General features: G+C 60.3%; 21 protein-coding genes. 12 read left to right on the top strand and 9 right to left on the bottom strand.

Going from position 1 to position 26,771, the window contains the following annotated elements:
* The first annotated feature begins 958 nt into the window (after positions 1-958).
* From NVB75_RS28270 to cobA, 6 genes are all read left to right on the top strand, one after another.
* Entirely contained in the window at positions 959-2,170 is a 1,212-nt protein-coding gene (locus NVB75_RS28270) for a NarK/NasA family nitrate transporter (RefSeq protein ID WP_258344328.1), read from the top strand.
* On the top strand, positions 2,170-3,840 hold the full coding sequence (locus NVB75_RS28265; protein ID WP_258344326.1) for a bifunctional protein-serine/threonine kinase/phosphatase: 1,671 nt from the start codon (positions 2,170-2,172) through the stop codon (positions 3,838-3,840). Before NVB75_RS28270 ends, NVB75_RS28265 begins: the two co-directional genes overlap by 1 nt.
* A 232-nt stretch (positions 3,841-4,072) precedes the next feature.
* Positions 4,073-6,526, top strand: a complete 2,454-nt coding sequence (gene nirB, locus NVB75_RS28260; RefSeq protein WP_258344324.1) for a nitrite reductase large subunit NirB — start codon at positions 4,073-4,075, stop codon at positions 6,524-6,526.
* A complete protein-coding gene (nirD, locus tag NVB75_RS28255) occupies positions 6,523-6,840 on the top strand; it encodes a nitrite reductase small subunit NirD (protein WP_063032355.1) in 318 nt (105 codons plus the stop codon). The genes nirB and nirD overlap by 4 nt, the downstream gene beginning before the upstream one ends.
* Positions 6,840-9,548, top strand: a complete 2,709-nt coding sequence (locus NVB75_RS28250) for a nitrate reductase (protein WP_258344323.1) — start codon at positions 6,840-6,842, stop codon at positions 9,546-9,548. The genes nirD and NVB75_RS28250 overlap by 1 nt, the downstream gene beginning before the upstream one ends.
* Before the next feature lie 9 nt (positions 9,549-9,557).
* Positions 9,558-10,301 (top strand): uroporphyrinogen-III C-methyltransferase, encoded by a 744-nt coding sequence (cobA, locus tag NVB75_RS28245; RefSeq protein WP_258344322.1) that lies wholly within the window; start codon positions 9,558-9,560, stop codon positions 10,299-10,301.
* Positions 10,302-10,361: 60 nt separating this feature from the next.
* Here the strand turns inward: cobA and NVB75_RS28240 are convergent, their stop codons facing one another.
* From NVB75_RS28240 to ppsA, 8 genes are all read right to left on the bottom strand, one after another.
* Positions 10,362-11,345, bottom strand: coding sequence for an OmpA family protein (locus tag NVB75_RS28240; protein ID WP_258344321.1), 984 nt, complete (start codon positions 11,343-11,345; stop codon positions 10,362-10,364).
* 107 nt (positions 11,346-11,452) lie between these two features.
* The gene (gene sigX / locus NVB75_RS28235) at positions 11,453-12,043 is read right to left on the bottom strand and encodes an RNA polymerase sigma factor SigX (protein WP_258344320.1); all 591 of its coding nucleotides are present in this window, start codon (positions 12,041-12,043) and stop codon (positions 11,453-11,455) included.
* A gap of 87 nt (positions 12,044-12,130) precedes the next feature.
* The gene (locus NVB75_RS28230) at positions 12,131-12,955 is read right to left on the bottom strand and encodes a mechanosensitive ion channel domain-containing protein (protein WP_008432650.1); all 825 of its coding nucleotides are present in this window, start codon (positions 12,953-12,955) and stop codon (positions 12,131-12,133) included.
* A 2-nt stretch (positions 12,956-12,957) separates the two neighbouring features.
* Positions 12,958-13,203: a hypothetical protein gene (locus tag NVB75_RS28225; RefSeq protein ID WP_003215011.1), complete on the bottom strand. Its 246-nt coding sequence runs from the start codon at positions 13,201-13,203 to the stop codon at positions 12,958-12,960.
* A gap of 86 nt (positions 13,204-13,289) precedes the next feature.
* Positions 13,290-14,285, bottom strand: a complete 996-nt coding sequence (locus NVB75_RS28220) for a zinc transporter ZntB (RefSeq protein WP_258344319.1) — start codon at positions 14,283-14,285, stop codon at positions 13,290-13,292.
* A 25-nt stretch (positions 14,286-14,310) separates the two neighbouring features.
* Entirely contained in the window at positions 14,311-14,802 is a 492-nt protein-coding gene (rraA, locus tag NVB75_RS28215) for a ribonuclease E activity regulator RraA (RefSeq protein WP_258344318.1), read from the bottom strand.
* 222 nt (positions 14,803-15,024) lie between these two features.
* Positions 15,025-16,014 carry an alpha/beta hydrolase gene (locus tag NVB75_RS28210; protein ID WP_258344316.1) on the bottom strand — a complete coding sequence of 330 codons (990 nt, stop codon included), beginning with the start codon at positions 16,012-16,014 and terminating at the stop codon, positions 15,025-15,027.
* Between the two features lie 107 nt (positions 16,015-16,121).
* A complete protein-coding gene (gene ppsA, locus NVB75_RS28205; protein WP_063032371.1) occupies positions 16,122-18,497 on the bottom strand; it encodes a phosphoenolpyruvate synthase in 2,376 nt (791 codons plus the stop codon).
* A 178-nt stretch (positions 18,498-18,675) separates the two neighbouring features.
* On the opposite strand from ppsA, the gene NVB75_RS28200 reads away from it, so the two are divergent.
* Positions 18,676-19,494, top strand: coding sequence for a pyruvate, water dikinase regulatory protein (locus NVB75_RS28200; RefSeq protein WP_003215001.1), 819 nt, complete (start codon positions 18,676-18,678; stop codon positions 19,492-19,494).
* Positions 19,495-19,684: 190 nt separating this feature from the next.
* Here the strand turns inward: NVB75_RS28200 and NVB75_RS28195 are convergent, their stop codons facing one another.
* A complete protein-coding gene (locus NVB75_RS28195; RefSeq protein WP_017479080.1) occupies positions 19,685-21,109 on the bottom strand; it encodes a PLP-dependent aminotransferase family protein in 1,425 nt (474 codons plus the stop codon).
* Positions 21,110-21,259: 150 nt separating this feature from the next.
* On the opposite strand from NVB75_RS28195, the gene NVB75_RS28190 reads away from it, so the two are divergent.
* From NVB75_RS28190 to NVB75_RS28170, 5 genes are read left to right on the top strand one after another with little or no spacing between them, the layout of a single operon-like run.
* Positions 21,260-22,153: a DMT family transporter gene (locus tag NVB75_RS28190; RefSeq protein ID WP_177071781.1), complete on the top strand. Its 894-nt coding sequence runs from the start codon at positions 21,260-21,262 to the stop codon at positions 22,151-22,153.
* 1 nt (position 22,154) lies between these two features.
* Complete coding sequence (gene moeB, locus NVB75_RS28185) at positions 22,155-24,017, top strand: molybdopterin-synthase adenylyltransferase MoeB (protein ID WP_258344315.1); 1,863 nt, start codon at positions 22,155-22,157, stop codon at positions 24,015-24,017.
* A 24-nt stretch (positions 24,018-24,041) separates the two neighbouring features.
* Positions 24,042-24,956, top strand: coding sequence for a PLP-dependent cysteine synthase family protein (locus tag NVB75_RS28180; RefSeq protein WP_063034033.1), 915 nt, complete (start codon positions 24,042-24,044; stop codon positions 24,954-24,956).
* A 22-nt stretch (positions 24,957-24,978) separates the two neighbouring features.
* Entirely contained in the window at positions 24,979-25,971 is a 993-nt protein-coding gene (locus NVB75_RS28175) for a serine O-acetyltransferase (RefSeq protein WP_258344314.1), read from the top strand.
* Positions 25,972-25,973: 2 nt separating this feature from the next.
* On the top strand, positions 25,974-26,702 hold the full coding sequence (locus tag NVB75_RS28170; protein ID WP_076017166.1) for an alanyl-tRNA editing protein: 729 nt from the start codon (positions 25,974-25,976) through the stop codon (positions 26,700-26,702).
* Positions 26,703-26,771: the final 69 nt, after the last annotated feature.

The raw sequence follows: 26,771 nt of genomic DNA, 5'->3' as shown, positions 1-26,771 counted from the left end.
CGCTCTTGCCCCACCACTCGGCACCTCGCTAATGCTCGGTGTGCCCGCACTCCGGCATTACTCCGCGGGCCGCCGCGACGGGGCGTCCCTGCCCCGTCGCGGCTAAACCGGCGTCCTGCCGGTTTACCCGCTCCGTACTGCCTGCGTTCGGCCAGCGTGGTTTAACGGGGCGCCTAAGATCAAGATCAAGATCAAAAGCAAAAGCACAGCGGCCTACCGGCCGGCTTGAGTGTTGAAGAGCAAAATCAAAATCTAAAGCGGGCACGGTCCAAAAAATGTGGGAGCGGGCTTGCTCGCGAAGGTCGTTAACGATGACGCGGGCATCCTGAATGAACGCGGCGCCCTCAAGTTTTTCGCGAGCAAGCCCGCTCCCACAGAAAAGCAGATCTGTTTTCGCTCTGGTCTTTGCTTTTGCTTTTAACACTCAAGCCGGCCGGGAGGCCGCTGTGCTCTTGCTTTTGATTTTGATCTGCGGGCCCCGTCAACCACGATGGCCGCAAGCAGGCACGGTGGAGCGGGTAAATCGGCAGGGAAGCCGATTTAGCCGCGCCGGGCCATGGATGGCCCGTCGCGGCGGCCCGCGGAACCGGGCCGGAGTGCGGGCATGCCGAGCCTAAGCGAGGCACCGAGTGGTGGGGCAAAGACCTTTTGGTTACTTTTGGGGCGTTTGCCAAAAGTGACCCGCTGTAAGAGCGGAACCCTAAGTAGCCGTTACCGCAGCAACGGATATGTACACAAAACCCAATGCCTGTTGGCCCACCTCTTGCTAAAGAATCCCCACAGGTAGCCAACGGCGGTTGCCCCCTCCACGACAAAGACGTCGCACACCCGGTTTGCCCTCGCGAACCCGGTGGCGGCGTTTTTTCGTTTTGGCCCCATAGCCCGGGGCCGGTGGGGCGGCCACAGCCGTTCCATCACCAGGCCTTCTCATAAGACCCCTTTACCGCTGAGGTGCGTGATGAAATCAAGCTTCTGGAAATCCGGCCACACCCCAACCCTGTTCGCCGCGTTCCTGTATTTCGACCTGAGTTTCATGGTCTGGTACCTGTTAGGCCCACTGGCGGTGCAAATCGCCGCCGACCTGCACCTCACCACCCAACAACGCGGCCTGGTGGTCGCCACGCCGATCCTCGCCGGCGCAGTGCTGCGCTTCCTGATGGGCATGCTCGCCGACAAGCTCTCCCCCAAGACCGCCGGCCTGATGGGTCAGGTGATCGTCATCTGCGCCCTCTTCGGCGCCTGGAAACTCGGGATTCACAGCTACGAACAAGCCCTGCTGCTGGGCATGTTCCTCGGCATGGCCGGCGCCTCGTTCGCCGTCGCGCTGCCCCTGGCGTCCCAGTGGTACCCCGCCGAGCATCAGGGCAAGGCCATGGGCATCGCCGGCGCCGGCAACTCCGGTACGGTGTTCGCAGCCTTGTTGGCCCCCGTACTGGCCGCCGCGTTCGGCTGGAGCAATGTGTTCGGCTTTGCGCTGATCCCACTGATCCTGACCCTGATCATCTTCGCCTGGCTCGCCCGCAATGCCCCACAACGGCCCAAAGCCAAGTCCATGGCCGACTACTTCAAGGCCCTGGGCGACCGCGACAGCTGGTGGTTCATGTTCTTCTACAGTGTGACCTTCGGCGGTTTTATCGGCCTGGCCAGCGCCCTGCCCGGCTACTTCAACGACCAATACGGCTTGAGCCCGGTCACAGCCGGTTACTACACCGCCGCCTGTGTGTTCGGCGGTAGCCTGATGCGGCCTTTGGGCGGCGCCCTGGCCGACCGTTTCGGCGGGATTCGCACCCTGCTCGGCATGTACGGCGTGGCCGCGATCTGTATCGCGGCGGTGGGTTTCAACCTGCCAAGTTCCTACGCCGCCCTGGCGCTTTTCGTCTGCACCATGCTCGGTTTGGGTGCGGGTAACGGCGCCGTGTTCCAGCTGGTGCCCCAGCGTTTTCATCGGGAGATTGGTGTGATGACCGGGCTGATCGGCATGGCCGGCGGCATCGGCGGTTTCGCCCTGGCGGCGGGCATGGGCGCGATCAAGCAAAGCACCGGCAGCTATCAACTGGCACTGTGGTTGTTCGCCAGCCTGGGCGTGCTGGCGTGGTTCGGCCTGTACGGCGTCAAGCGTCGCTGGAGAACCACCTGGGGCTCGGCAGCGGTGACGGCTGCCCGGGTCTGATGAGCCTGCAACTGAGCTTCGCCCAAGCCAGCGCCACCGGCCCTCGGCAGGAAAACCAGGACGCCTTGCGCCTGGTTACGCCGGCCCCGGAGCTGGCCGCCAGCAAAGGCTACCTGTGCGCCATCGCCGACGGCGTCAGCCAATGCGCCGATGGCGGACTGGCTGCTCGTTCGACCTTGCAGGCCCTGGCCCTGGACTACTACGCCACGCCGCAAACCTGGGGGGTGGCCCAGGCCCTGGAACGCTTGCTGGTAGCACAGAACCGCTGGCTGCAAGCCAACGGCGGCGGCCAGCCGTTGCTGACTACCCTGAGCGCCCTGGTGTTTCGCGGCCAGCGTTTCACCCTGGCCCATGTGGGTGATTGCCGGGTGTATCGCTGGCTCGATGGCGAGTTGCAGCGCCTGAGCGAAGAGCACGTGTGGGAGCAACCGGGCATGCAGCATGTGCTCAAGCGCGCCATGGGCCTGGATCAACATCTGGTACTGGATTTCCTCGACGGCGAGTTGCGGGCCGGCGAGTGTTTTCTGCTGCTCAGCGACGGTGTGTGGGCGACCCTGGATGACACCCGCATCAGCGCAATCCTGCGGGAACAGTCGGACCTGAACCTGGCGGTAAACACCTTGGTCAGCGCTGCGCACCTCGCGGGCAGTCAGGACAATGCCAGCGCCCTGCTGGTGCGCGTCGACCAGCTCGGCGCTGCCACCCTGGGTGATGCACTGGTGCAGTTGCAGCAATGGCCGCTGCCGCCGCCGTTGAAAGTCGGCCAACGTTTCGAAGGCTGGCAGGTGGAAACGCTGCTGGGGCAAAGCCGCCAATCCCTGCTCTACCGGGTGCGCGATGCCCAGCAACAGGCCTGGCTGCTGAAAACCTTGCCGGTCAGCCATGACGATGACGTATTCGCCGCCCAGGCATTGCTGTCGGAGGAGTGGTTCCTGCGCCGCGTCGCCGGCCGTGCCTTTCCTGAAGTCCATCCCGCCAGCGGTCGTCAGCATTTGTACTACGTGATGCGTGAATACGCCGGGCAAACCCTGGCTGAGCTGTTCAAGCACCAGGGCCCATTGCCCCTGGCGCAGTGGCAGTCCCTGGCCGAACGCCTGTTGCGCGCGGTCGGGCTGCTGCACCGCCGGCAGATCCTGCACCGCGACATCAAGCCGGAAAACCTGCTGCTGGGGGAAGACGGCGAATTGCGCGTGCTGGACTTCGGCCTGGCCTACTGCCCCGGGCTTTCCGAGGATCGCGCGCACCTGCTGCCTGGCACGCCGAGCTTTATCGCCCCGGAAGCCTTCAACGGCGAACGCCCTACCCCGCAACAGGATTTGTATAGCGTCGGAGTGACCTTGTATTACCTGCTCACCGGGCATTATCCCTACGGCGAAATCGAAGCTTTCCAGCGCCCCAGATTCACCACGCCGGTCAGCGCCAGCCGTTACCGCCCCGACCTGCCCGACTGGCTGCAACAAAGTCTGGAGCGCGCAGTCGCCGCGCAACCCGAGCAACGTTATGAAACCGCCGAGGAATGGTTGCTGGTATTAGAGCAGGCGGACCGCCGCGAGCTGAACATTCGGCCAAAACCGCTGCTGGAGCGCGAACCGCTGAAGGTCTGGCAGACGCTGGCCGTGCTGTCGTTGCTGATCAATCTGGTGCTGTTGTACTGGCTGTTGCACCACTAAGAGGCGAAATATCTCGAGCCATCGGCGCCAGACCGAACAAACCCGGCCAAACCGCCACTTGGCACAACCACTGCATTAACTTTTCCATCAACACACATATAGCCGCACCTTCAACGTCGAAGGTCGAGCTTCCCGAGAGAACGGGACCAGGACAAAGGCGTCCTCGCTACTTACCTAGCGGGGACGCCTTTTTTTGTTGCGCACGATTTGTCGAGCCACTGCGGAGAACGACATGAAGAAACTCAAACTGGTGATGATCGGCAACGGCATGGCCGGGGTTCGCACCCTTGAAGAATTGCTCAAGCTGAGCAGCGACCTGTACGACATCACCGTCTTCGGCGCCGAGCCCCACACCAATTACAACCGCATCCTGCTGTCGCCGGTGCTGGCCGGTGAGCAGACCTTCGAAGAGATCGTTCTCAACGATTTGAGCTGGTACCTCGATAACAACATCAAGTTGCTGCTCAATCGCAAAGTGGTGCAGATCGATCGGGTCAAACGCAAAGTCATCGCCGAAGACGGCAGCGAGGCCGAGTACGATCGCCTGCTGATTGCCACCGGTTCCACGCCGTTTATCCTGCCGATCCCCGGCAATACGTTGCAGGGTGTGATCGGCTACCGCGACATCGCCGACACCCAGGCCATGATCGACACCGCCAGGACCCACAAGCACGCCGTGGTGATCGGTGGTGGGCTGCTGGGCCTGGAGGCCGCCAACGGCCTGATGCTGCGCGGCATGCACGTGACCGTGGTGCATATCGGCGAGTGGCTATTGGAGCGGCAACTGGACAAAACCAGCGGTCAACTGCTGCAAACCGAACTGGAAAGCCGTGGCCTGGTGTTCCGCCTGCAGGAACAAACCCAGGCGCTGCATGAAGCCGGCAACGGCCGCGTCGGCTCGGTGCAGTTCAAGAATGGCGATGTGATCCCCGCCGACCTGGTGGTGATGGCTGCCGGCATCCGCCCCAATACCGAGCTCGCGGAAAAATCCGGCATCCCGTGCAACCGTGGGATTCTGGTCAACGACACCCTGCAAACCTACGACCCGCGCATCTATGCCATCGGCGAATGCGCCAGCCATCGCGGGATCGCCTATGGCCTGGTGGCGCCGCTGTTCGAACAGGCCAAGGTCTGCGCCAACCACCTCGCCCAGCTGGGTTTCGCGCGTTACCAGGGTTCGGTGACCTCCACCAAATTGAAAGTCACGGGCATCGACCTGTTCTCCGCCGGGGATTTCATGGGTGGCGAAGGCACCGAAACCATCACCCTTTCCGACCCGATTGGCGGCGTCTACAAGAAGCTGGTGATCAAGGACGACATCCTCGTCGGCGCCTGCCTGTACGGCGACACCGCTGACGGTGGTTGGTATTTCCGGCAGATCCGTGAGAACCATTCCATTGGCGAGATCCGTGATCACCTGATGTTCGGCGAAAACGCCATCGGCGATGTAGGTCACCAGGGCCAGGACAAGGCCATGAGCATGGCCGACAGTGCTGAAGTCTGCGGCTGCAACGGCGTGTGCAAGGGCACCATCGTCAAGGCGATTCAGGAACACGGGCTGTTCAGCGTCGACGACGTGAAAAAACACACCAAGGCCGCCAGCTCCTGCGGCTCCTGCGCCGGGTTGGTGGAACAGATCCTGATCAACACCGTAGGCGGCGCGGCCGACGTCAAACCCAAAAGTGAAAAAGCCATCTGCGGCTGCAGCGACCTCAACCATGGGCAAATCCGCCAGGCCATCCGCGACCAGCACCTGCTGACCATCGCCGGCACCATGAGCTACCTGAACTGGCGCACCCCGAACGGCTGCGCCACCTGCCGCCCGGCACTCAACTATTACCTGATTTCCACTTGGCCCGGCGAGGCGAAAGACGATCCGCAATCGCGCCTGATCAACGAACGGGCCCACGCCAATATTCAGAAAGACGGCACCTATTCGGTAGTCCCGAGGATGTGGGGCGGTGTGACCAATCCGTCAGAGCTGCGGCGCATCGCCGATGTGGCCGACAAGTACAACGTGCCGATGGTCAAGGTCACCGGCGGGCAGCGTATCGACTTGCTGGGCATCAAGAAGCAGGACTTGCCCGGAGTATGGAAGGATCTCGACATGCCGTCCGGCCATGCCTACGGCAAATCCATCCGCACCGTGAAGACCTGCGTGGGCAGCGAGTTCTGCCGCTTTGGTACGCAGAATTCCACACAGCTGGGGATTGAGCTGGAACATGACCTGTTCAATATGTGGTCGCCCCACAAGGTCAAGCTGGCAGTGTCCGGCTGCCCGCGCAACTGCTCGGAAGCGGGGATCAAGGACGTGGGAATCATCGGCGTCGATTCGGGCTGGGAGATGTACATCGGCGGTAACGGCGGGATCAAGACTGAAGTCGCCGAGTTCTTCGTCAAGCTGAAAACCGCCGAAGAGGTGCGCGAATACAACGGCGCTTTCCTACAGCTCTACCGGGAAGAAGCCTTCTACCTGGAGCGCACCGTGCACTACCTGCAACGGGTGGGCATGGAGCACATCAAGAAGGCCGTCCTGGAAGACCCGGCGCGGCGCCAGGCGCTCAATGACCGCCTGCAATTCTCCCTGTCATTTGAACAGGACCCGTGGAAAGAACGCCTGGAACAGCCGCTGCTGAAAAAGGAATTCGACACCATCCCCGTCAAACTGCTGGAGGTGCCGGCATGAACTGGCTGGATATCTGCGCCCTTGAAGAAATCAACGCCCTGGGCTCGCGCATCATCACCGGGCCCAAAGGTGACATCGCGATTTTTCGTACCAGTGACGACGAAGTTTTCGCCCTCGACGACCGCTGCCCCCACAAGGGTGGCCCGTTGTCCCAAGGCTTGATCTACGGCAAGCGCGTGGCCTGCCCGCTGCATAACTGGCAGATCGACCTGGAATCCGGTGAAGCCCAGGCACCGGACGTCGGCTGCGCCCATCACCACCCGGCCCGTGTGGAAAACGGCCGGGTGATGCTGGCCCTGCGGGACGCCGGTTGATGAACCGCCAGACCACCGCGTCCACCTGCTGCTACTGCGGGGTCGGTTGCGGCGTGCTGATCGAGCATGATGGTTCGCAGATCCTCGGCGTCAGTGGCGACCCGAGCCATCCAGCCAACTTCGGCAAGCTGTGCAGCAAGGGTGCAAGCCTGCACCTGACTGGCGATCTTGCTGCCCGTGCGTTGTACCCGGAACTGCGGTTGGGCAAAGGCCTGGCCCGCACCCGCACTGACTGGGACACCGCCTTAGAACACGCGGCCAATGTGTTCGCCGAAACCATCGCCGAACACGGGCCGGACAGCGTGGCGTTCTATATATCCGGGCAGTTGCTGACCGAGGATTACTACAGCTTCAACAAACTCGCGCGAGCGCTGGTGGGCACCAACAATATCGACAGCAACTCGCGGCTGTGCATGTCTTCGGCGGTGGTCGGCTACAAGCGCAGCCTGGGGGCTGATGCGCCGCCCTGCAGTTATGAGGACCTGGAGTCGAGCGACTGCGTGATGATCGTCGGCAGTAACATGGCCTACGCACATCCGGTGTTGTTCCGACGCCTGGAGGAAGCCAAGGCTCGTCGGCCACAGATGAAGGTGGTGGTGATTGATCCCCGGCGCACCGACACCTGCGACCTGGCGGACCTGCACCTGGCGATCCTGCCGGGTACGGATGTCGCGTTGTTCCATGGGATCTTGCACCTGTTGTTGTGGGAAAACTGGATCGACCGCGACTTTATCCAGGCCCACACCAACGGCCTGGTGGAGCTCAAACGCCTGGTTCACGACTACACGCCGCAGATGGTTACGCAGCTGTGCGGGATCAGTGTCGAGCAATTGCGGCTGTGCGCAGAATGGGTCGGCACCTCGGCGAGCTTCCTGTCGTTGTGGTGCATGGGGCTGAACCAGTCCACCGCAGGCAGCGCAAAGAACAGTGCGCTGATTAACCTGCATTTGGCGACCGGCACCATCGGCCGTCCTGGCTGTGGACCTTTCTCCCTGACGGGTCAGCCGAATGCCATGGGTGGACGGGAAACAGGAAGCTTGTCGAATCTGCTGCCGGGCCATCGCGAGGCTGCCAATCCTGAACATCGGGCAGAAGTGGCTGCGTATTGGGGTGTAGAACAACTTCCCGCCAGCACCGGGCTCACAGCCATCGAACTGTTTGAACAGATGCAGGCTGGCAAGATCAAGGCCCTGTGGATCGCCTGCACCAACCCCGCACAATCCCTGCCCGACCAGAACACCGTACGCCAGGCCTTGGAGGCATGTCCGTTCGTGGTGCTACAGGAAGCCTTTCGTACAACCGAGACAGCGCGTTTCGCCGACCTGTTGTTGCCCGCAGCGAGCTGGGGCGAGAAAGAAGGGACGGTCACCAACTCTGAACGGCGCATTTCCCACGTCCGGCAGGCCATCGTCCCACCAGGAGAGGCGCGGCCGGACTGGGCAATCACCGTGGATTTTGCCCAGCGCCTGGAGCGGCGTCTTCGTTCCGGAAAACCGGGTCTTTTTGCCTTTGAGCAACCCGCGCAGATCTTTGAAGAATACAAATTGCTGACCCGCGGTCGCGACTTGGACCTCTCGGGTATCAGTCACGCCCTGCTGGACCGGATCGGCCCCCAGCAATGGCCCTTCCCGGCCGACGCGGTGAGCGGAACACCACGGCTGTACACCGACGGGATTTTCCCTACGGAGACTGGCCGGGCGCACTTTGTCGCCGACCCTTATCGCGCCGCCAAGGAGCAGCGTGACGCGCGCTTCCCTCTGACCCTGATCACCGGGCGCCTGCGAGACCAATGGCATGGCATGAGCCGCACTGGTACCGCTGCGCAGCTGTTCGGGCATGTCAGTGAAGCGTTGCTCAGCCTGCACCCGGACGAGCTGCGCCGGCATCGTTTGAAGGAAGGCGACCTGATCAACCTGAAAAGTCGGCGAGGCAGCGTGATTGTCGCCGTCGGCAATGATGACAGCGTGCGTCCCGGCCAGGCGTTCCTGCCGATGCACTGGGGCGACCGCTTTCTCAAAGGCGGCGTAAATGCACTGACCCAGCCGGCGTTCGATCCGCTGTCCAAGCAGCCGGAACTCAAACATAGCGGCGTGCGCCTGGAGGCGGTGCAACTGCCCTGGCACTTGTTTGCGCTGATCGAGGGCGATGTGCAGCAACACTTCGAAGCGTTGCGACCGCTGTGTGAGGACTTTGCCTACGTCAGCCTGAGCCTGACCGGGCGCGAGCGGCCTGCCCTGCTGATTCGTGCGGCGCATCACGAGGCGCCTGCACTTGAGCTGCTCAAGCAGATTGACCAGTTGCTGGGCCTCAATGACGGTCCGGTCATGGCCTACGACGACCCGCGGCGCTCCATTGGCAAGCGGGTAAAAATTGAAAAGGGCCGTATCACCGCAATCCGTCTGGCCGGCGAAACCCTGGCTCGCCACTGGTTGCAAAGCCTGTGGCTGGAAGGCCGCACCGATGACACGTTACGACGTTGGCTGCTGGCGCCATTGAGTGCGCCACCGGGGGGTGGTTCCACCAGCAACAAGACGTTGTGCAACTGCAAGAACGTCAGCGAAAACGCGGTCTGCGCCGGCATTGCCCGGGGCCTGGACCTGAGTGGGCTGAAGCAGGAGTTGGGTTGCGGTACGCAATGCGGCTCCTGTGTGCCGGAAATCAAACGGCTATTGGCGAACGGCACGCAGCCAATCGCGATCACGGTGTGAGGAAAGCATATGAGCGCAAAAGTCTGGCTGGTGGGCGCAGGTCCCGGCGATCCGGAGCTGCTGACACTCAAGGCGGTGAGAGCCCTGCGGGAAGCCGACGTGGTGCTGATCGATGATCTGGTCAACCCGGCGCTGCTAGAGCATTGCCCCACTGCACGGCTGATCACCGTGGGTAAGCGCGGCGGCTGTCGTTCCACGCCGCAGGCGTTTATCCATCGCCTGATGTTGCGCTATGTCCGGCAAGGCAAATGCGTGGTGCGGCTCAAGGGTGGCGATCCGTGCATTTTTGGTCGCGGCGGCGAAGAGGCGGCGTGGCTCAGGCAGCAAGGGGTGACCGTGGAGTTGGTCAACGGCATTACGGCGGGGCTGGCCGGGGCAACGAACTGTGATATTCCGCTGACATTGCGCGGTATCAGCCGCGGCGTCACGCTCGTCACGGCTCACACTCAGGATGACAGCAGCCTCAATTGGCGGGCACTGGCCGAGGGCGGCACGACGCTGGTGATCTATATGGGCGTGGCGAAGCTGGGGGAGATTCGCCAGCAGTTGCTGGAAGGTGGCATGAGCGATGACATGCCGGTGGCGATGATTGAAAACGCCTCGTTGCCACATCAGCGTGAGTGCCGCAGCAGTCTTTCCCGGATGCAGGAAGATGCGCACGAATTTGCGCTCAAGAGCCCGGCGATCCTGGTGATTGGCCGGGTTGCCCAGGCGACACAAGCGGTTGAGGCCCTGGCCAGCGCCACCGCCTGAGGTAAATTACAGGCGAAAAAAAGCCCGGCCTAAGCCGGGCTTTTTTCTACAACTCAGTAATTACTGAGCTGCTTGTGCTTCTACCGAGGCTTCTACGCGACGGTTGATAGCACGGCCAGCTTCAGTTGCGTTGTCAGCAACTGGGCGGGATTTGCCATAACCAACCGAGCTTACACGGTTAGGAGCAATACCGTCTTTGACCAGGACTTGCTTAACAGCGTCAGCACGACGCTGGGACAGCTTCTGGTTGTAAGCGTCAGGACCGACGGAGTCAGTGTGACCTTCAACAACGGTGGTGGTTTGTGGGTACTGTTTCATGAAGTCAGCGAGGTTTTTCACGTCGCCGTAGCTGTTAGGCTTAACAACCGACTTGTCGAAGTCGAACTTCACGTCCAGCTCAACACGAACAACCTGAGCAACCGGAGCTTCTGGCTCTGGAACTGGCTCTGGAGCTGGTGCTGGGGTAGGAGCTGGAGCTGCTGCGCCAGCGTTACCGCCGAAGTTTACACCCAGGCCGACCAGTGCGGAGTAATCCCACTTGCCGTTGTCGATTGCGTAGTCAGCTTCAACACCGGCACGAGCGTACAGGTTGTTGGTGAAGTAGTACTTCACGCCAGCGCCAGCGATAGCCAGAGTCGACTGATCGCGACCGCTGTGACCATCAGCCTGTACGTTGGTACGGCTCTGGTGGCCGAAACCGCCCTCTACGTATGGACGCAGGGAGTCAACACCAGCTTGACCGAAGTGGTACTGGGCAGTAACGCTGCCGGTATCACCTTTGATCTTCTGGTTGCCAGTACCGTCGTTAGAACGGGTGTGGTTGGTTTTGTCGTAGCTCAGGTTCAACGACAGGTCGTCGGTCAGGAAGTAACCAATGCGAGCGCCTGGGTTGAAGCCGTCTTCGATATGCTTGACGCTATCGTTGTACTGCTTCTTGTAGAACAGCTCGCCTTCAACTGCGCCTTGGCCTTGTGCCAGAACGCCGAAAGAAGTAGCGGCAATAAGAGAACCAATGGCCAAGCCCAAGGTGTTTTTCAGTTTCATCCGTTAAATCCCCATCTGGTGATTGTAAAGCAGTCCCACATACCGGGGGACAACTCGGCGACAAGTCTAACAGAACTTGCCTACACGTAAGAGATATTTGCCACGCACTAAGTTTCAGTGCTGACCGCAAATTTCTCACGTAATTTATCAAGAGCGCGTTTGTAACGCATTTTTGTAGCACTCAAACCCATATGCATGATGTCTGCGATTTCCTGAAACTCCAGCTCTGCGACAAATCGTAGCACCAGAATTTCCCGGTCAATCGGATTCACATGCACCAACCAGCGATCGAGTCCGCCCTTTTCTTCCGAGGTTGGCGTCTTTTCTTCAGACGCTTCCTCAAGGGGGTCCAGACTCAAAGCGTCCATCAAGCGACGCTTTCGCCGTTCCTTCCGATACTGCGTGATGCACTCGTTGTACGTGATGCTGTAGAGCCATGTCTTGAACTTCGATTTGCCCTCGAAGTTCTTCAGGCCGTAGAGCACCTTGAGCATCACTTCCTGACAGACATCATCCGCATCTCTATCGTTCCCTAAATACCTTGAACAAACGTTGAACAGAGTGCGTTGATACCTGCGCATCAATTCTTCATACGCGCGTGTTACGTGAAACAGCTCCGTGTGCGAGCGCGCGACCAACTCCTCATCAGAGAGCTCACGGGGGTCATAGCGCGTGGACAGCGTTTGGGCTTTATTCAAAACAAGTCGTGCCGACAGTCAGGTCAATGTCCGCCAGAGTCTGGATACCCAGGTTCGCGGCGGCGTACATTAGCAGGATTCGCCGGGTTAGCGGCTAGTCACATGCTGTTCCAGCAAGATCCGATTCGAAAGCGACACCAGTTCGCCATCGTCCGTCAGCACTGTCGTCTTGACCGTGCCGATCTCCTCGATCTGCCCTTCGACCTCGCCCACACGCACTTGTTGCCCAACCTGATATAGCTCACGCACATAGATTCCCGCAAGAATCTGCCCTGCAATTTCCCGACTTCCCAGCCCCATGGCCAGCGCAACGGCCAGACCAACGGTAATCAAAACAATCACAATCACGTGGTTCAGCAGGTCAGTCTTGACCTCCAACTGGCTGATCGCGACCGAAATACTGATGATAATCACCAGGCCCTGGGCAATTCGCCCCAGGCCGCTGGCGTAATCCAGACCTACGCCTTCAGCCGCACCGCGCACCAGCCCGTTGGCCAGTTGCGCCAGCAAAACCCCTACCAGCAACACCAGCGCGCCACCGAATACTTTCGGCAAATATAGCGCCAGCATGTCGAGCGTAGCTGAAACTCGCTCAAGTCCAAGGGATTCAGCCGCAGAAACCAGAAAAATCAGCAAAACAAACCAATAAACGATCTTGCCGATCAATGTCGAGATCGGTACCTGCAACCCGGCACGCCCCAGAATCTTGGTCAGGCCGGTACCACCCATCAATCGATCAAGACCCAGTTTAGCCAGCAATTTGGAAAGCAGGGTGTCCAGCAGCTTGGCCACGACAAACCCCAGCAGTACCACCACCAATGCACCAAACAGGTTGGGAATGAAATTCGCCACCTTGGTCCACAGTGCAGTCATTGCAGTTACCAGACTCTGGGTCCAGAGATCGAGTTCCATATTCATTCAGCCTTATCAGCAGTGCGAGCAAGAGGTTTACGACGGGAAACCGGTGAAACATGGGCCGAACCGTTGTTCAACGCCATCATCAACGCCGGTAACCAGCGGCCGAGCAGACCGAACAGATCCCCCGCCCCGACCTGGCGGTTGGCGGTTTTCAAAACGCGACCCAGGCAAGCATCGTCGTCCCGGTTGGACGGCGAGGCATTCAGCATGTCACGCAAAGACTGTTCGAACGGATCGTGCATAAAAAACCTCTCGCAAGTGATTTAAAAGACGAGGGTAAAATTCTTCGGGTCACATGACCTCTTTCCACGTTCAGGTCACATTCAGCTCACACCCAACGTAAACGTCGAAACAACCACCACTGCCCGACCGCCACCGAGACCATCATCAGGCAGGCAATCAGGAATCCGTAAGGGCTGGTAGAGAACGGAATTCCGCCCACATTGATCCCCAGCAAACCGGTCAGAAAACTCATCGGCAGGAAGATCCCGGTGATGATCCCGAAGCGGTACATGGTGCGGTTCATGCGCAGGCTCAAACGCCGGTCTTCGGTCTCCAGCACAAGCCCCACGCGCTCCCGGGACAATTCCAGCTCCTCCAGGTAACGGGTCAGGCTGTTGTTCAATTCGTTCCAGTAGTCAGCATCGTCGTCACAGAACCAGGGCAATTTGATCCGGGTCAACTGCGCGAAAATATCCCGCTGCGGCGACAGGAAACGCTTCAGCCCGGCAGCACGCCGACGGATCTGCAAAACGCTGCCATGCTCCGGAGTATACCGTTCGTCGGCATCCAGTTTTTCTTCTTCGATATCGACGATTTCGGACAGATCGCTGACCAGATCCTGAACCTTGTTGGTCAGGTACTGCGCCATATACAGGACCAGTTCCGAGGACGTCTTCGGCCCCTTGCCGTCCGCCAGTTGCACCAGCAACTCGTCGGTGGCGCGCAATGGGCGCAAACGCAGGGAAATCACCCGCGCGGCCGAGGCAAAGATCCGCACCGAGACCATGTCTTCCGGTTCGGCGCCGGGATTGAGGTTGACCCCGCGCAAAAACAGCAGCAGTTCAGCGTCCGGCAGTGGCAACAGGCGTGGGCGGGTGTTTTCCTCCAACAGCAGGTCACAGGCGAACTCGCTCAAGCCGCTGGATTTGCGCAACCAGGTCTGGGTCTGGGGGTGACTACGGTCCCAATGCAGCCACAGGCTTTCCTGAGGCTGCAGTTGCAGCTCATCAAGCTCTGTCCGGGCAATCGAACGCGCACCACCTTTACCGTCCAGCACCAGGGCATGCACCAGCCCCCACTGCGCGTTTTCTTCCTCGAACATCCTCACCCCTGTCGGCTACGGCTATTTATTCAGGCATTTTCAGCGGGCTTGGGGAGACGATCACGCCGTTATTGTCGGCGTACACGTACTCACCGGGACGGAAGGTCACGCCGGCGAATGTCACCGCCACGTTCAAATCGCCAAGACCACGCTTGTCAGTCTTCATCGGATGGCTGGCCAGGGCCTGCACGCCCAGGTCGGTTTGGGCGATCACGTCGACATCACGGATGCAGCCGTAGATCACCAGCCCTTCCCAGCCGTTTTTCGCGGCTTTCTCGGCGATCATGTCGCCCAGCAACGCGCGGCGCAGGGAACCACCACCATCGACCACCAGCACCTTGCCGGCGCCGTTGAGTTCGGCTTGTTCCTTGACCAGGGAATTGTCTTCAAAGCACTTGATGGTCACGATCTCGCCACCAAAGGAATCTCGGCCGCCGAAATTGCTGAACATCGGCTCAACTACCTGCACCAGCTCCGGGTAGGCATCGCACAGGTCGGGGGTAAGGTAATGGTTCATCGAGAAACTCCTGTAGGTGAAAGAAGGTGTCGAACATCCCACTGTTTACTTACATCTGGAAACGCTTTGCCATGAAGGTTCTTTAATCCGGGTCGAATAGTCAGGCCCATCGGACAGCAACGCAAGACCTACTGCGCGACTGAATATGACCAGAACCACCCAGCGCGTCATATCTTAGCCGCTACGGCAAACAAGCGAAACGCCCCTGATAGAGCCTTGCGCTCAAACTGCTGCCAGCTCCTGAGACTGCGCCCCCATCAAAGGTGTGAACGGATCTTTCAACCAACCCCTCACCAACGGCCACACCTCAACCTGTGCGGCCTTGCTAACGAGCATCTCGACGTGCCCGAAATCCCCGCTGAACCCTTGCTGGCGCCCCAGGCACAGGTACTGACGATGCTCGGAGCCGACCTGTTCGAAGAGCTTGCGACAGGCCCAGTCCGGGTCTTGATGATCGCCGGCAGCGCTCACCGCCAAGAGCGGCACGTCGACACCTGCCAGGCCTTTCCACCAATCCTGCTTTCCTTCGCCAAAGCGGCCGAACAGACCATTCCAGCGCATGGCTTCAATCAACACGCCCGCCGGCTCGTCCTCTGGGCCGCGTTTCAGCCGGGAGCCAGACAACTCGCCAAAACGTTTCAAGAGCAGGCGACCGGTCCATTCCACCGGTGGCAGTTTCAACGGCCAATGGGTGCGGCTGACCTGGCAGCCAAACAGCGCCACCGAGGCCACCGCCGGCGCGCCCAGGTGCTGCCCACCCAAGGCCGCAGCCAAGGTCGTACCGCCCAGGGAATGCCCGATCCAGTGAGGAATCTGCCCGCTTTGCTCACGCACAAAGGCGGCAATGGCCGGCAAGTCGTAGCGCGCATAGTCGGCAACGCGATTCTTGGCGTAATCGTGGTTACGTCGGGACAGCCCATGGCCGCGCATTTCCGGAATCCAGACATCGAACCCCTCGCGCGCCAGGTAGGCACCCAGGCCGATACCCTTGGGCGAATACCAGAAGCGTCGGTTGGAGAAACTGCCGTGCAACAAAACCACCGGCACGCCCCGGTTTTCCGGGACATCAGCCAGGCCCAGGCGGGTCACGGCCAGCTCGACAGTGCCGTCGGGGCTGTTGCCAGGTTTCAGCCGGTACACATCTTCACTCAGGTCGCCACGACGCTCAGCGCTGATCAAGGCGACGGGGAACAGGTTGCTGCTGCTTTGCATAATGCTCTTGCACAAAAAAGGGCGGCGTCCGGAAGGAGTTCCGCCCTGTACAGAATGAGAAATGCCGGCCAACCGCAAGGGTGACCGGCACTTTGGGGTGCTGCGTTTTACGCCGGCGTTTGACCTTCAGCCAGGAAGAACCAGGTTTCCAGTACGGAATCGGGGTTCAGCGAGACGCTTTCGATGCCCTGCTCCATCAGCCACTTGGCCAGGTCCGGGTGATCGGAGGGGCCTTGGCCGCAGATGCCGATGTACTTACCAGCCTTGTTGCAGGCCTGGATAGCGTTGGCCAGCAGCTTCTTGACCGCAGGGTTACGCTCGTCGAACAGGTGAGCGATGATCCCCGAGTCGCGGTCCAGGCCCAGGGTCAGCTGGGTCAGGTCGTTGGAGCCGATGGAGAAGCCGTCGAAGAACTCCAGGAACTCTTCGGCCAGGATGGCGTTGGACGGCAGCTCGCACATCATGATGACGCGCAGGCCGTTCTCACCACGGGACAGGCCGTTTTCTGCCAGCAGGTCCACCACCTGGCTCGCCTCACCCAGGGTGCGCACGAACGGCACCATGATTTCGACGTTGGTCAGGCCCATCTCGTTGCGCACGCGCTTGAGGGCACGGCATTCCAGCTCGAAGCAGTCGCGGAAGGCTTCGCTGATATAACGCGAAGCACCACGGAAGCCCAGCATCGGGTTTTCTTCTTCCGGCTCGTAGAGCTTGCCGCCGATCAGGTTCGCGTATTCGTTGGACTTGAAGTCCGACAGCCGCACGATGACCTTTTTCGGATAGAACGCCGCCGCCAGGGTGCTGATGCCTTCCACCAGCTTCTCGACGTAGAAGCCCACCGGGTCGTTGTAGCCGGCGATGCGCTTGTCGACGCTTTCCTTGATGTCCGGCGGCAGGCCGTCGTAGTTCAACAGCGCCTTGGGGTGCACGCCGATCATGCGGTTGATGATGAACTCGAGGCGGGCCAGGCCCACACCGGCGTTCGGCAACTGCGCGAAATCAAAGGCGCGGTCCGGGTTGCCAACGTTCATCATGATCTTGAACGGCAGGTCCGGCATGGCGTCGATGGAGTTTTGCTTGATGTCGAAGCCCAGCTCACCTTCGAAGATAAAGCCGGTGTCGCCTTCCGCGCAGGATACGGTCACGCCCTGGCCGTCTTTCAACAGTTGGGTCGCGTTGCCGCAGCCCACCACTGCCGGAATCCCCAGCTCACGGGCGATGATCGCCGCGTGGCAGGTACGCCCGCCACGGTTAGTGACGATGGCGCTGGCGCGTTTCATCACCGGTTCCCAGTCCGGGTCGGTCATGTCGGAGACCAGCACGTCACCTGGCTGGACCTTGTCCATCTCGGACACGTCCTTGATGATCCGCACTTTGCCGGCGCCGATGCGCTGGCCGATGGCACGGCCTTCCACCAGCACGGTGCCGGTTTCTTTCAACAGGTAGCGTTCCATGACGTTGGCCGAAGTGCGGCTCTTCACGGTTTCAGGGCGGGCCTGGACGATGTACAGCTTGCCGTCGTCGCCGTCTTTGGCCCATTCGATGTCCATCGGGCACTTGTAGTGCTTCTCGATGATCATCGCTTGTTTGGCCAATTCGCTGACTTCGGCGTCGGTCAGGCAGAAACGCGCGCGTTCGGCCTTGTCGACATCAACGGTTTTCACCGAGCGACCGGCCTTGGCCTCGTCGCCGTAGATCATCTTGATCGCCTTGCTGCCCAGGTTGCGGCGCAGGATGGCCGGGCGGCCGGCTTCAAGGGTGTGTTTGTGGACGTAGAATTCGTCCGGGTTCACCGCGCCTTGTACCACGGTTTCGCCGAGGCCGTAGGCGCCGGTGATGAACACCACGTCGCGGAAGCCCGATTCAGTGTCCAGGGTGAACATCACGCCGGCGGTGCCGGTTTCCGAACGCACCATGCGCTGCACACCGGCAGACAGGGCCACCAGCTTGTGGTCGAAACCCTGGTGTACGCGGTAGGAAATGGCGCGATCGTTAAAGAGGGAGGCAAATACTTCCTTGGCCGCGCGGATCACGTTTTCCACGCCGCGGATGTTCAGGAAGGTTTCCTGCTGGCCGGCGAAGGATGCGTCTGGCAGGTCTTCGGCGGTGGCCGAGGAGCGCACGGCGACAGCCATGTCCGGGTTACCGGCCGACAGCGTGGCAAACGCGGTGCGGATCTCGGCGTTGAGCTTCTCGGGGAATTCAGCTTCCATGATCCATTGACGGATCTGGGCGCCGGTCTTGGCCAGGGCGTTGACGTCATCGACGTCCAACGCATCGAGGGCGGCATGGATCTGATCGTTGAGGCCGCTCAGCTCGAGGAAATCACGGTAAGCCTGGGCAGTGGTGGCAAAACCACCTGGCACCGATACACCGGCACCCGCAAGATTACTGATCATCTCGCCCAGGGATGCGTTCTTGCCCCCTACGTGCTCTACATCATGGACGCCGAGCTTATCGAGGGAAACTACGTACTCTACCAAGGTGATCTCTCCACTTTCTGTGTTGGAAAAGCTCAGGACGCCGGCGGCTCAGTAGGAGCAGTTACCGGCGTTTGTGGCCTGGACCTGGAAAATAAGTGAGAATGCGGCCCACTGCGGGACGGCAAAATCGCGCCTATCATATCCAAGATTCGTCATCAGCTTAAGGCCCAAGGCTCAAATGAAACGATCTGCTTTCTTTATCTCCGACGGCACCGGCATTACAGCCGAAACCCTGGGTCAAAGCCTGCTGGCGCAGTTCGAAAACATTACCTTCAGCAAATTCACGCGACCCTATATCGATAGCGTGGATAAAGCGCGAGCCATGGTACAACAAATCAATCTGGCGGCCGAAAAAGACGGATTTCGTCCGATCATTTTCGACACCATCGTCAATCAGGACATTCGTGAGATCCTCGCCACCTCCAATGGTTTCATGATCGACATCTTCTCTACCTTCCTGGCGCCGCTGGAACAAGAGTTAAGTGAACATTCGTCATACTCCGTCGGAAAATCTCACTCCATTGGCCACAACTCCAACTATATGGAGCGGATCGAGGCGGTGAACTTCGCCCTCGACAACGACGACGGCGCCCGCACCCACTACTACGACAAGGCTGATTTGATCCTGGTGGGCGTGTCCCGCTGCGGCAAGACGCCGACCTGCCTTTATATGGCCATGCAATTCGGGATTCGCGCGGCCAACTACCCGCTGACCGAAGACGACATGGAGCACCTGACGCTGCCGAGCGCCCTGCGCGCGCACCAGCACAAGCTGTTCGGGCTGACCATTGACCCGGACCGACTGACGGCGATCCGTAACGAGCGCAAGCCCAATAGCCGTTACTCCAGCTATGCGCAGTGCGAGTTTGAAGTGCGGGAAGTGGAAAATCTGTTCCGCCGGGAGAATATTGCGCACATCAATTCCACGCATTTTTCGGTGGAAGAGATTTCGGCGAAGATTCTGGTGGAGAAAGGGGTGGAGCGGCGGTTTAAATAACTCCGCTCTCTGGCCAAGGTGCTTGTGTGGCGAGGGAGTTTCTGTGGCGAGGGAGCTTGCTCCCGCTCGACTGCGCAGCAGTCGCAAACCAGACGACTGGTATGTAGTGAATGGCCTTGGGGCTGCTTCGCAGCCCAGCGGGAGCAAGCTCCCTCGCCACAGGGGCCATGTTCACAACCAGTTGTTGGGTTCAGAGGTGAAACCGCCCCCCACCCTGCCCCAACGCCGTCGCCAGCGCATCAAACCCATCCAGCAGCAACTGATCATCCCCCGACGTATTGCAGATACTCGCCCGAATAAACTGCGGCACCGCCGTCTGCCCCACCGCAAACGCTTCGGCTGTCGCGATCAGGTAATTGTTCTGCTTTAACTCCGCCTCGATTTCCGACGCCCGCCACGGTTCCGGGACTTCGATCCAGAAGTGCGGGCTGTTCAGGTGAGTGCGGTACTCCAACCCGATCAACAACCCTTCAACCAGAGCCTTGCGCCGGCTGATTTCCTGGATCTGCTGGTGCAACAGGTGTTCTGCCGTGCCGTTTTCGATCCATTGCGTGGCCAGTTCCAGGGTGACCGGCGTGGCCATCCAGCAGGTGGAACGCAAGGCCGCAGAAATCCGGCTGACCAGCGCCGGCGGCGCATGCACGTACCCAACGCGCAACCCCGCCGACACCGCCTTGCTCAGGCTGCTGATCAGAATCGTACGCTCCGGGGCGAAATGGCTCAGGGGCGGCGGGCGGTCTTCCACCAACACCCCGTGGGCCTCGTCCTCAAGAATCAGCAGGTTGTGTTCACGGCACACCTTGACCAGCGCCTCACGGCGCGCGACCGACAGCACCGCTGTCGTGGGATTCTGGATGGTCGGCGTGCAGTACAACGCCGACACCCGGTGATTGCGGCAGACTTCATCCAGCGCCCCCGGCAGCAGCCCTTCTTCATCCATTTCCAGGCCGATCAGGCGTATCCCCAGCATGCGCGCGGCGGTGATCAGCCCCGGGTAGGTCAACTGTTCGGTGACCACCGTGTCGCCGGCCCGTAACAGCGCCATCAGTGCACACAGCAGTCCATGCTGGCCGCCATTCACGCAGATCACCTGCTCGGGAATCGGATGGAAATCCCGCTGCACCAGCCACTGGGCACCCGCCGCCCGGTAGCGCGGCAGGCCGGCATCCGGGGTGTAGGCACTGATGTCCTGCAAAAACTTGGCGTTGGTGGCCAGCGTCTGGAAGCTCTGGGCCAGGAACGTGGTCTCCTGCCCCGGGATATGCATATTGCGGCTCATATCAAAGTATTGCCGCGGCTCGTCGCTGAAGTTGCGAAAGCCTTCATCCCGCTGGCGTTCCATCCCACGCTTGCGCACGAAGGTGCCGTCACCGACCCGCGCCACCACCAACCCCAGGCGTTCCAGCTCACCGTAGGCGCGGCTGATGGTGCCAATGGTAACCCCCAGATTGTCGGAAAGCACCCGATGGGGCGGCAGCTTTCTTCCCGGTTCAATCAAGCCTTCAAGAATGCCCCGCTCCATGACATCGGACAGGCGTTTGTACTTCACGCCCTGCCCGTTGGAGAGTCCTTCTCGCATAATTGACACCATGTCAATATTTGTTTTGACAGCCATCTTTCGCCCTAATAGTGTGCTTTTACGGGTTCAATCACCGAATCAAGGCACTCAATATAGAGGTCAATTCGGTCTCATGGAAGCAATGTCACGATGCCAATGTCCGCCGTTCTCGAAAATGCTGAAAAAACAAAAACTCACAAGCAGTGGTTGGCTGGGCTGATTACCAGCGTCATGTTTCTGATCGTATGCCTGAGCTGGGGTACCACCTGGTTGGGCATCAAAATCGCTGTGGAAAGCGTGCCGCCGCTGACCTCTGCCGGGCTGCGGTTTTTGATCGCGTTTCCGTTGTTCCTGTGTTTCGCGTGGGTGCGCCGCGAGCCGATCCTGTTTCCCCGTGAGAGCCGTTGGTTCTTCGTGTTTGTGACGCTGTCCTACTTCAGCGTTCCGTATTACCTGCTCAATTACGGCGAGATGCATGTCTCGTCCGGCCTCACCGCGCTGCTGTTCAGCTGCATGCCGGTGTTTATCCTGATTTTCTCTGCGTTGTTTTTGCGCGAGCGCATCTACTTCTCACAAGTGGTCGGTATCGCCATCGGTTTCGGCAGCCTGTACATGATCATCAAGAGCCAGGGCCTGCACCTGGACCACGCCGAGTTCTTCGGAGTGCTGGCGATCCTCGCCGCCGCGATCATGCATGCCTTGTGCTACGTGATTACCAAGAAACAAGGCAGCGCCATCAGCGTAATCACCTACAACACCCTGCCCATCGGCATTGCCGGGCTGATGCTGTTTGTCGCCGGGCTTTTCTTTGAAACCCCGACCTTTGAAGACATCACCCTGCGGTCCTGGAGTGCGCTGTTCTACCTCGGGCTGGTGGCGTCGGTGGGCGGTTTTATCGTGTATTTCATGCTGCTCAAGCGCCTGAGCCCGATCATTCTGTCCTTCGTGTTCATCATCTTCCCGGTGTTCGCGGTGATCATCGGCGCCTGGTACGAAGGCGTGCAGATTTCCAAGGACCTGATGATGTACTCGGCGATCCTGCTGGCCGGTTTTGCCATCACCAAGCTGCCCATCGAAAAGCTCCTGGCGAAGAAAAACTGAGATGAAGGTCCTGAGCCCAACCGCCCTGGAGCAGATTTACGCCCACGCCGACCGCAGCTACCCCGAGGAATGCTGCGGTTTCGTTTTCGCCGATGGCAGCGTGTACCTGGGCAGCAACATCCAGAACGAGCTGCACAGCAAGAACCCGCAGATGTATTCACGCAGCGCCGCCAACGGCTACACCTTTTCGGTGGCCGACACGCTGAAGATGAACAAGGCGTTTCGCAGTGATAACCCGGTGGTGGTGATCTACCACTCCCACCCTGACGTCGGCGCGTATTTCAGCGACGAAGACCAGGACAAGGCCCTTTTCATGGGCGAGCCGATCTACCCCGTAAGCTACCTGGTGGTGGATGTTCGCCAGGGCAAGACCCAAGGTTCCAAGCTGTTTGCCTGGGATGGCAAACACTTCGCCCAAAAACCCTTCAACGACCTGCAAACGGAGTTGTGCATGAACGCTGTCTCTTTCCCCGACATCCTGGTCCGCGTGGCCAAGCTGCCAGCATCGACCCTCGAGGGTGCCGGATCGACATTGCGCGAAGTCATTGAAAACCTGTGCGATAACCATCCGAATTTACGTGCGCACCTGTTTCACGAAAATAACAACCAGATCAAGGAACACTTCCTCTTTATCGCTGAAGAAGAGCTGATCAACGCCGATGACAGGTTACCGGAAGAAGCCAAAATCGAAGTGCTGCTGGCCACCTCCGGCGGCATGGACGTCGACCAACTGAGCAACGAAGAAGTGCAGCGCTACGTGCGCCACATCACCCTGCCCGGCGTCGGCCGCGAAGGCCAACTGAACCTGAAGAAAGCCAAGGTGCTGATCATCGGCACCGGCGGCCTCGGTTCGCCCATCAGCCTGTACCTGGCGGCGGCCGGCATCGGCACCCTGGGGCTGGTGGATTTCGACGTGGTGGAAAGCAGCAACCTGCAACGCCAGATCGTCCACGGCAACAGCACCTTGGGCCTGCCCAAGGTCGAGTCCGCCAAGCAGCGCTTGCAGGACCTCAACAGCCACATCCAGATCAACACCTACGACACCGCCTTCAACACCGACAACGCCCTGGAACTGGTGGGCGCCTATGACCTGGTGATCGACGGCACCGACAATTTCGAAACCCGCTACCTGGTCAACGACGCCTGCGTGCAGTTGGGCAAGCCGTTGGTGTACGGCGCCATCTACCGCTTCGACGGGCAGATCAGCGTGCTCAACTATAAAGGCGGGCCGTGCTATCGCTGCCTGTTTCCCCAGGCACCGCCGGCGGAACTGGCGCCCAACTGCAGCGCCGGCGGCGTGATCGGCGTATTGCCCGGGGTGGTCGGGATGATCCAGGCCACCGAGGCGATCAAGCTGCTGATCGGCATTGGCGAACCACTCTCGGGCCGGCTGATGCGCTTTGATGCGCTGGCGATGAAGTTCAGCGAGATCCGCTTCAAGCGCCGCGCCGACTGCCCCTGCTGTTCCGAGCTGCGCCACACCCAAACCCTTGCACCCGCCGTCTGCGCCGATGCGATGCCAAGCCAACCGTCACTGGCCGAAGAACGCTACATCAAGCCGCGGGTACTCAAGCAACTGCTTGAACGCCACAGCAAGGCCGACGTGTTGCTGGACGTGCGCGACGCCAGTGAGCTGGAAGTATGCAAATTGCCGGGGGTGGTGCACATCCCGCTGGCCGAGCTCGACGGGCAACTCGCCAACCTCAGCCGCGACAACACTCACTACCTCATCTGCTACGCCGGAACCCGCGCGGAGCAAGCCGCCAGCACGTTGCTGGCCGCCGGATTCTCCAACACCAAAGTACTGCAAGGTGGCATGAAACACTGGGTTCGCGACGTCGAACCCGACATGCCTTTGTACTGATCAGCGGCCATGGGCTCTTACTTGATGTTGCATAACTCGATACTCGACGCCATTGGCCAAACGCCCATCGTGCGTCTGGAACAGTTTTCCGAAGACCTTGGCATCGAGGTCTACGCCAAGCTGGAATCCCTCAACCCCGGCGGCAGCCACAAGGCGCGCATCGCCCTGGGCATGATCCTCGACGCCGAGCGCCGGGGCATTCTGATTCGCGGCTCCGGGCAAACCATCATCGAACCCAGTGGCGGCAACACCGGCATCGGCCTGGTGATGGCCGGCAACGTGCTGGGCTACAAAGTGGTGCTGGTGATCCCCGACAACTACAGCCCGGAAAAGCAGAAACTGCTGCGCCTGTACGGCGCCAAAGTGGTGCTGTCGGACAGCCGCCAGGGCAACAATTCCCACGGCGAAAAGTGCATGGAGCTACAGCTGGAAAACCCCAGCTACGTGATGCTCAACCAGCAGCGCAACGGCGCCAACCCGCAGACCCACCGTGACACCACCGCCCGGGAAATCATCCGGGCCTTCGGCGAGCTGCGGGTCGATTACTTCGTCAGCGGCATCGGCACCGGCGGCCATATCACCGGCATCGGCGAAACCCTCAAGAGCACCTGGCCAGCAATCCGCGTGATGGGGGTGGAGCCGGAAGAATGCGACCTGCTCAGCGACCGCCACGCGCCGCACCATATCCAGGGCCTGTCCATCGGGTTGATCCCGAGCATTCTCAACGTCGCAATCATTGACGGGATGCTCAAGGTGTCGCGCCAGGAATGCCTCGACATGATCAAACGCATCATGCGCACCGATGCCATCAGCCTCGGGCTGTCGTCGGCCGCCAACATGGTGGCTATCGCCAAACTGGCGCCGGAGCTGCCCACCGATACCGTTGTGCTGACCATGGTCTACGACAGTGCCGACAGTTATTTGCCCTGTTTTGAATAACAACTATTGCGGGGGTGCCTCCATGGGGGGCTTTATCGACATGCAACAGCTGCACGATGAGTTGCTCACCCACCTCATCACCACGCTTACGCCTGCGCAGTTGAAGCAGCTGGAGGCGCATCTTGCGCCGCTGATCCAGGCGGCGGCCCAAGCGGTGGCCGAAGACCTGATCGCCTATGCCTGGCGCGACCCGGCATCCCGTGGGCGCGGTGAGCTGATCCTGGAGTCCTACGCCTCGTTCAAGGCCGTGCTGTACTACCGCCTGGCGCACCTGGTGTGGAATTTCCCGGACACGAACAACGGTGTGTTTTCCACCATCGCCCTGAAGCTGAGCAACCAGGGCAAGATTCTGTCCGGCGCCGAAATTCACCCCGCCGCGCGGATCGGCCGACGTTTTGTGCTGGACCACGGTTACGGTACGGTCATCGGTGAAACCTGCGAGATCGGCAACGACTGCTACATCCTCTGCGGCGTAACCCTTGGCGCCCGGGGCATCGCCAACAACCCGGACGGCAAGCGTCACCCACGGTTGGGCAACAACGTGGAAGTCGGTTCCGGCGCGCGGGTGCTGGGTTATGTGCTGATCGGCGACAACGTGTTTATCAGCCCTTCCTGCGTGATCACCCAGGACGTGCCGGCCGGCACCAAGGTCAAGGTGGTCAACCAGATCCAGTTGCAGAAAAACGATGAGTCGGACCACAGCAACTACCTCGGTGCGTTTGCCCTCGATGAGCGCCTGCACGTGGTGGGCGAGGTCAACGCCAGCCATAAGGTGATGGTCCTCGACGCCGACTTCCATCCCTTGCCCGGCCTGCTGCTGGAGCCAACGGTCAAGGAACGCCACCATTTGCAGTTTCGCCTGCGCTATATCGAGACAACAGCCTACCCGCCGCGCCTGCCGCTGAACCTGAAAGTGACCGGGCCCGAATTTGAAATCACCCTGCTATCTCCCCCTGGCTTGAGCGCGATGGTTCGTCGCCTGCTGCAAGCCAGCCCACTGATCGTCGGAGGTTGAACATGTCCGTGCACACCATGGAAACCCTCGCGCTGTTCGACAGCGCGCCTTACCAGAATGCGTTCAGTGCGCGGGTGATTGCCGTCAGCGAACAGGGGATCGCCCTGGAGCACACGCTGTTCTACCCCACTGGCGGCGGGCAGCCGGGCGACACCGGGCACTTCATCCTGCCCGACGGCAGCCGCGTGGACATCACCGGCACCGTGCGTGATCCGGTGCTGCGCTCGATCATCTGGCACCAAGTCGAACAGTGCCCTGAACAACTGGCCGCCGGAATGCAGGTGGACGCCAGCCTGGACTGGGAGCGGCGCTACCAGCACATGAAAATGCACACCTGCCTGCACCTGCTGTGCTCGATCATCGATGCACCGGTGACCGGTTGCAGCATCGGTGCCGACAAAGGCCGCCTGGATTTCGACCTGCCGGAAATGACCCTCGACAAAGACACCATCACCCGCGACCTCAATGCCCTGATCGAGCAGGCGCACGCGGTGAAAACCCTGTCGATGCCCGCCTCGGAGTATTCGACCCTGCTACAGATCACCCGCACCCAGGCGGTGGCGCCACCGGTGATCCAGGGCTCAGTAAGGGTGATCGAAATTGCCGGTATCGACATCCAGCCCTGTGGCGGCACCCATGTGACCAATACCGAGGAAATCGGCCGGGTGTTCTGCGAAAAAATCGAGAAGAAGAGCAAGCACAACCGTCGGGTGATCCTGCGGTTTGAATAGCGGCCAAGAAGCGGCTGGGGTGCCTACGCCCTAGCTGCAGTTCGTACAGGAAACTGACAGCAAATTTAT

The organism is Pseudomonas sp. CBS (assembly GCF_024734645.1).
Taxonomy (GTDB): Bacteria; Pseudomonadota; Gammaproteobacteria; order Pseudomonadales; family Pseudomonadaceae; genus Aquipseudomonas.
Note: the sequence above shows the minus strand (reverse complement) of the source record. Positions and strands in the feature narration are given on the sequence as shown.

Coding starts and splice junctions, on each gene's coding strand:
- NVB75_RS28230 (WP_008432650.1), bottom strand. CDS start 12,955: ATGGAACTCGATCTCTGGACCCAGAGTCTGGTAACTGCAATGACTGCA.
- NVB75_RS28270 (WP_258344328.1), top strand. CDS start 959: ATGAAATCAAGCTTCTGGAAATCCGGCCACACCCCAACCCTGTTCGCC.
- NVB75_RS28210 (WP_258344316.1), bottom strand. CDS start 16,014: ATGCAAAGCAGCAGCAACCTGTTCCCCGTCGCCTTGATCAGCGCTGAG.
- moeB (WP_258344315.1), top strand. CDS start 22,155: ATGAAGGTCCTGAGCCCAACCGCCCTGGAGCAGATTTACGCCCACGCC.
- cobA (WP_258344322.1), top strand. CDS start 9,558: ATGAGCGCAAAAGTCTGGCTGGTGGGCGCAGGTCCCGGCGATCCGGAG.
- rraA (WP_258344318.1), bottom strand. CDS start 14,802: ATGAACCATTACCTTACCCCCGACCTGTGCGATGCCTACCCGGAGCTG.
- NVB75_RS28195 (WP_017479080.1), bottom strand. CDS start 21,109: ATGGCTGTCAAAACAAATATTGACATGGTGTCAATTATGCGAGAAGGA.
- NVB75_RS28180 (WP_063034033.1), top strand. CDS start 24,042: ATGTTGCATAACTCGATACTCGACGCCATTGGCCAAACGCCCATCGTG.
- NVB75_RS28170 (WP_076017166.1), top strand. CDS start 25,974: ATGTCCGTGCACACCATGGAAACCCTCGCGCTGTTCGACAGCGCGCCT.
- NVB75_RS28240 (WP_258344321.1), bottom strand. CDS start 11,345: ATGAAACTGAAAAACACCTTGGGCTTGGCCATTGGTTCTCTTATTGCC.
- NVB75_RS28200 (WP_003215001.1), top strand. CDS start 18,676: ATGAAACGATCTGCTTTCTTTATCTCCGACGGCACCGGCATTACAGCC.
- NVB75_RS28250 (WP_258344323.1), top strand. CDS start 6,840: ATGAACCGCCAGACCACCGCGTCCACCTGCTGCTACTGCGGGGTCGGT.
- nirB (WP_258344324.1), top strand. CDS start 4,073: ATGAAGAAACTCAAACTGGTGATGATCGGCAACGGCATGGCCGGGGTT.
- nirD (WP_063032355.1), top strand. CDS start 6,523: ATGAACTGGCTGGATATCTGCGCCCTTGAAGAAATCAACGCCCTGGGC.
- NVB75_RS28175 (WP_258344314.1), top strand. CDS start 24,979: ATGGGGGGCTTTATCGACATGCAACAGCTGCACGATGAGTTGCTCACC.
- NVB75_RS28265 (WP_258344326.1), top strand. CDS start 2,170: ATGAGCCTGCAACTGAGCTTCGCCCAAGCCAGCGCCACCGGCCCTCGG.
- NVB75_RS28225 (WP_003215011.1), bottom strand. CDS start 13,203: ATGCACGATCCGTTCGAACAGTCTTTGCGTGACATGCTGAATGCCTCG.
- NVB75_RS28220 (WP_258344319.1), bottom strand. CDS start 14,285: ATGTTCGAGGAAGAAAACGCGCAGTGGGGGCTGGTGCATGCCCTGGTG.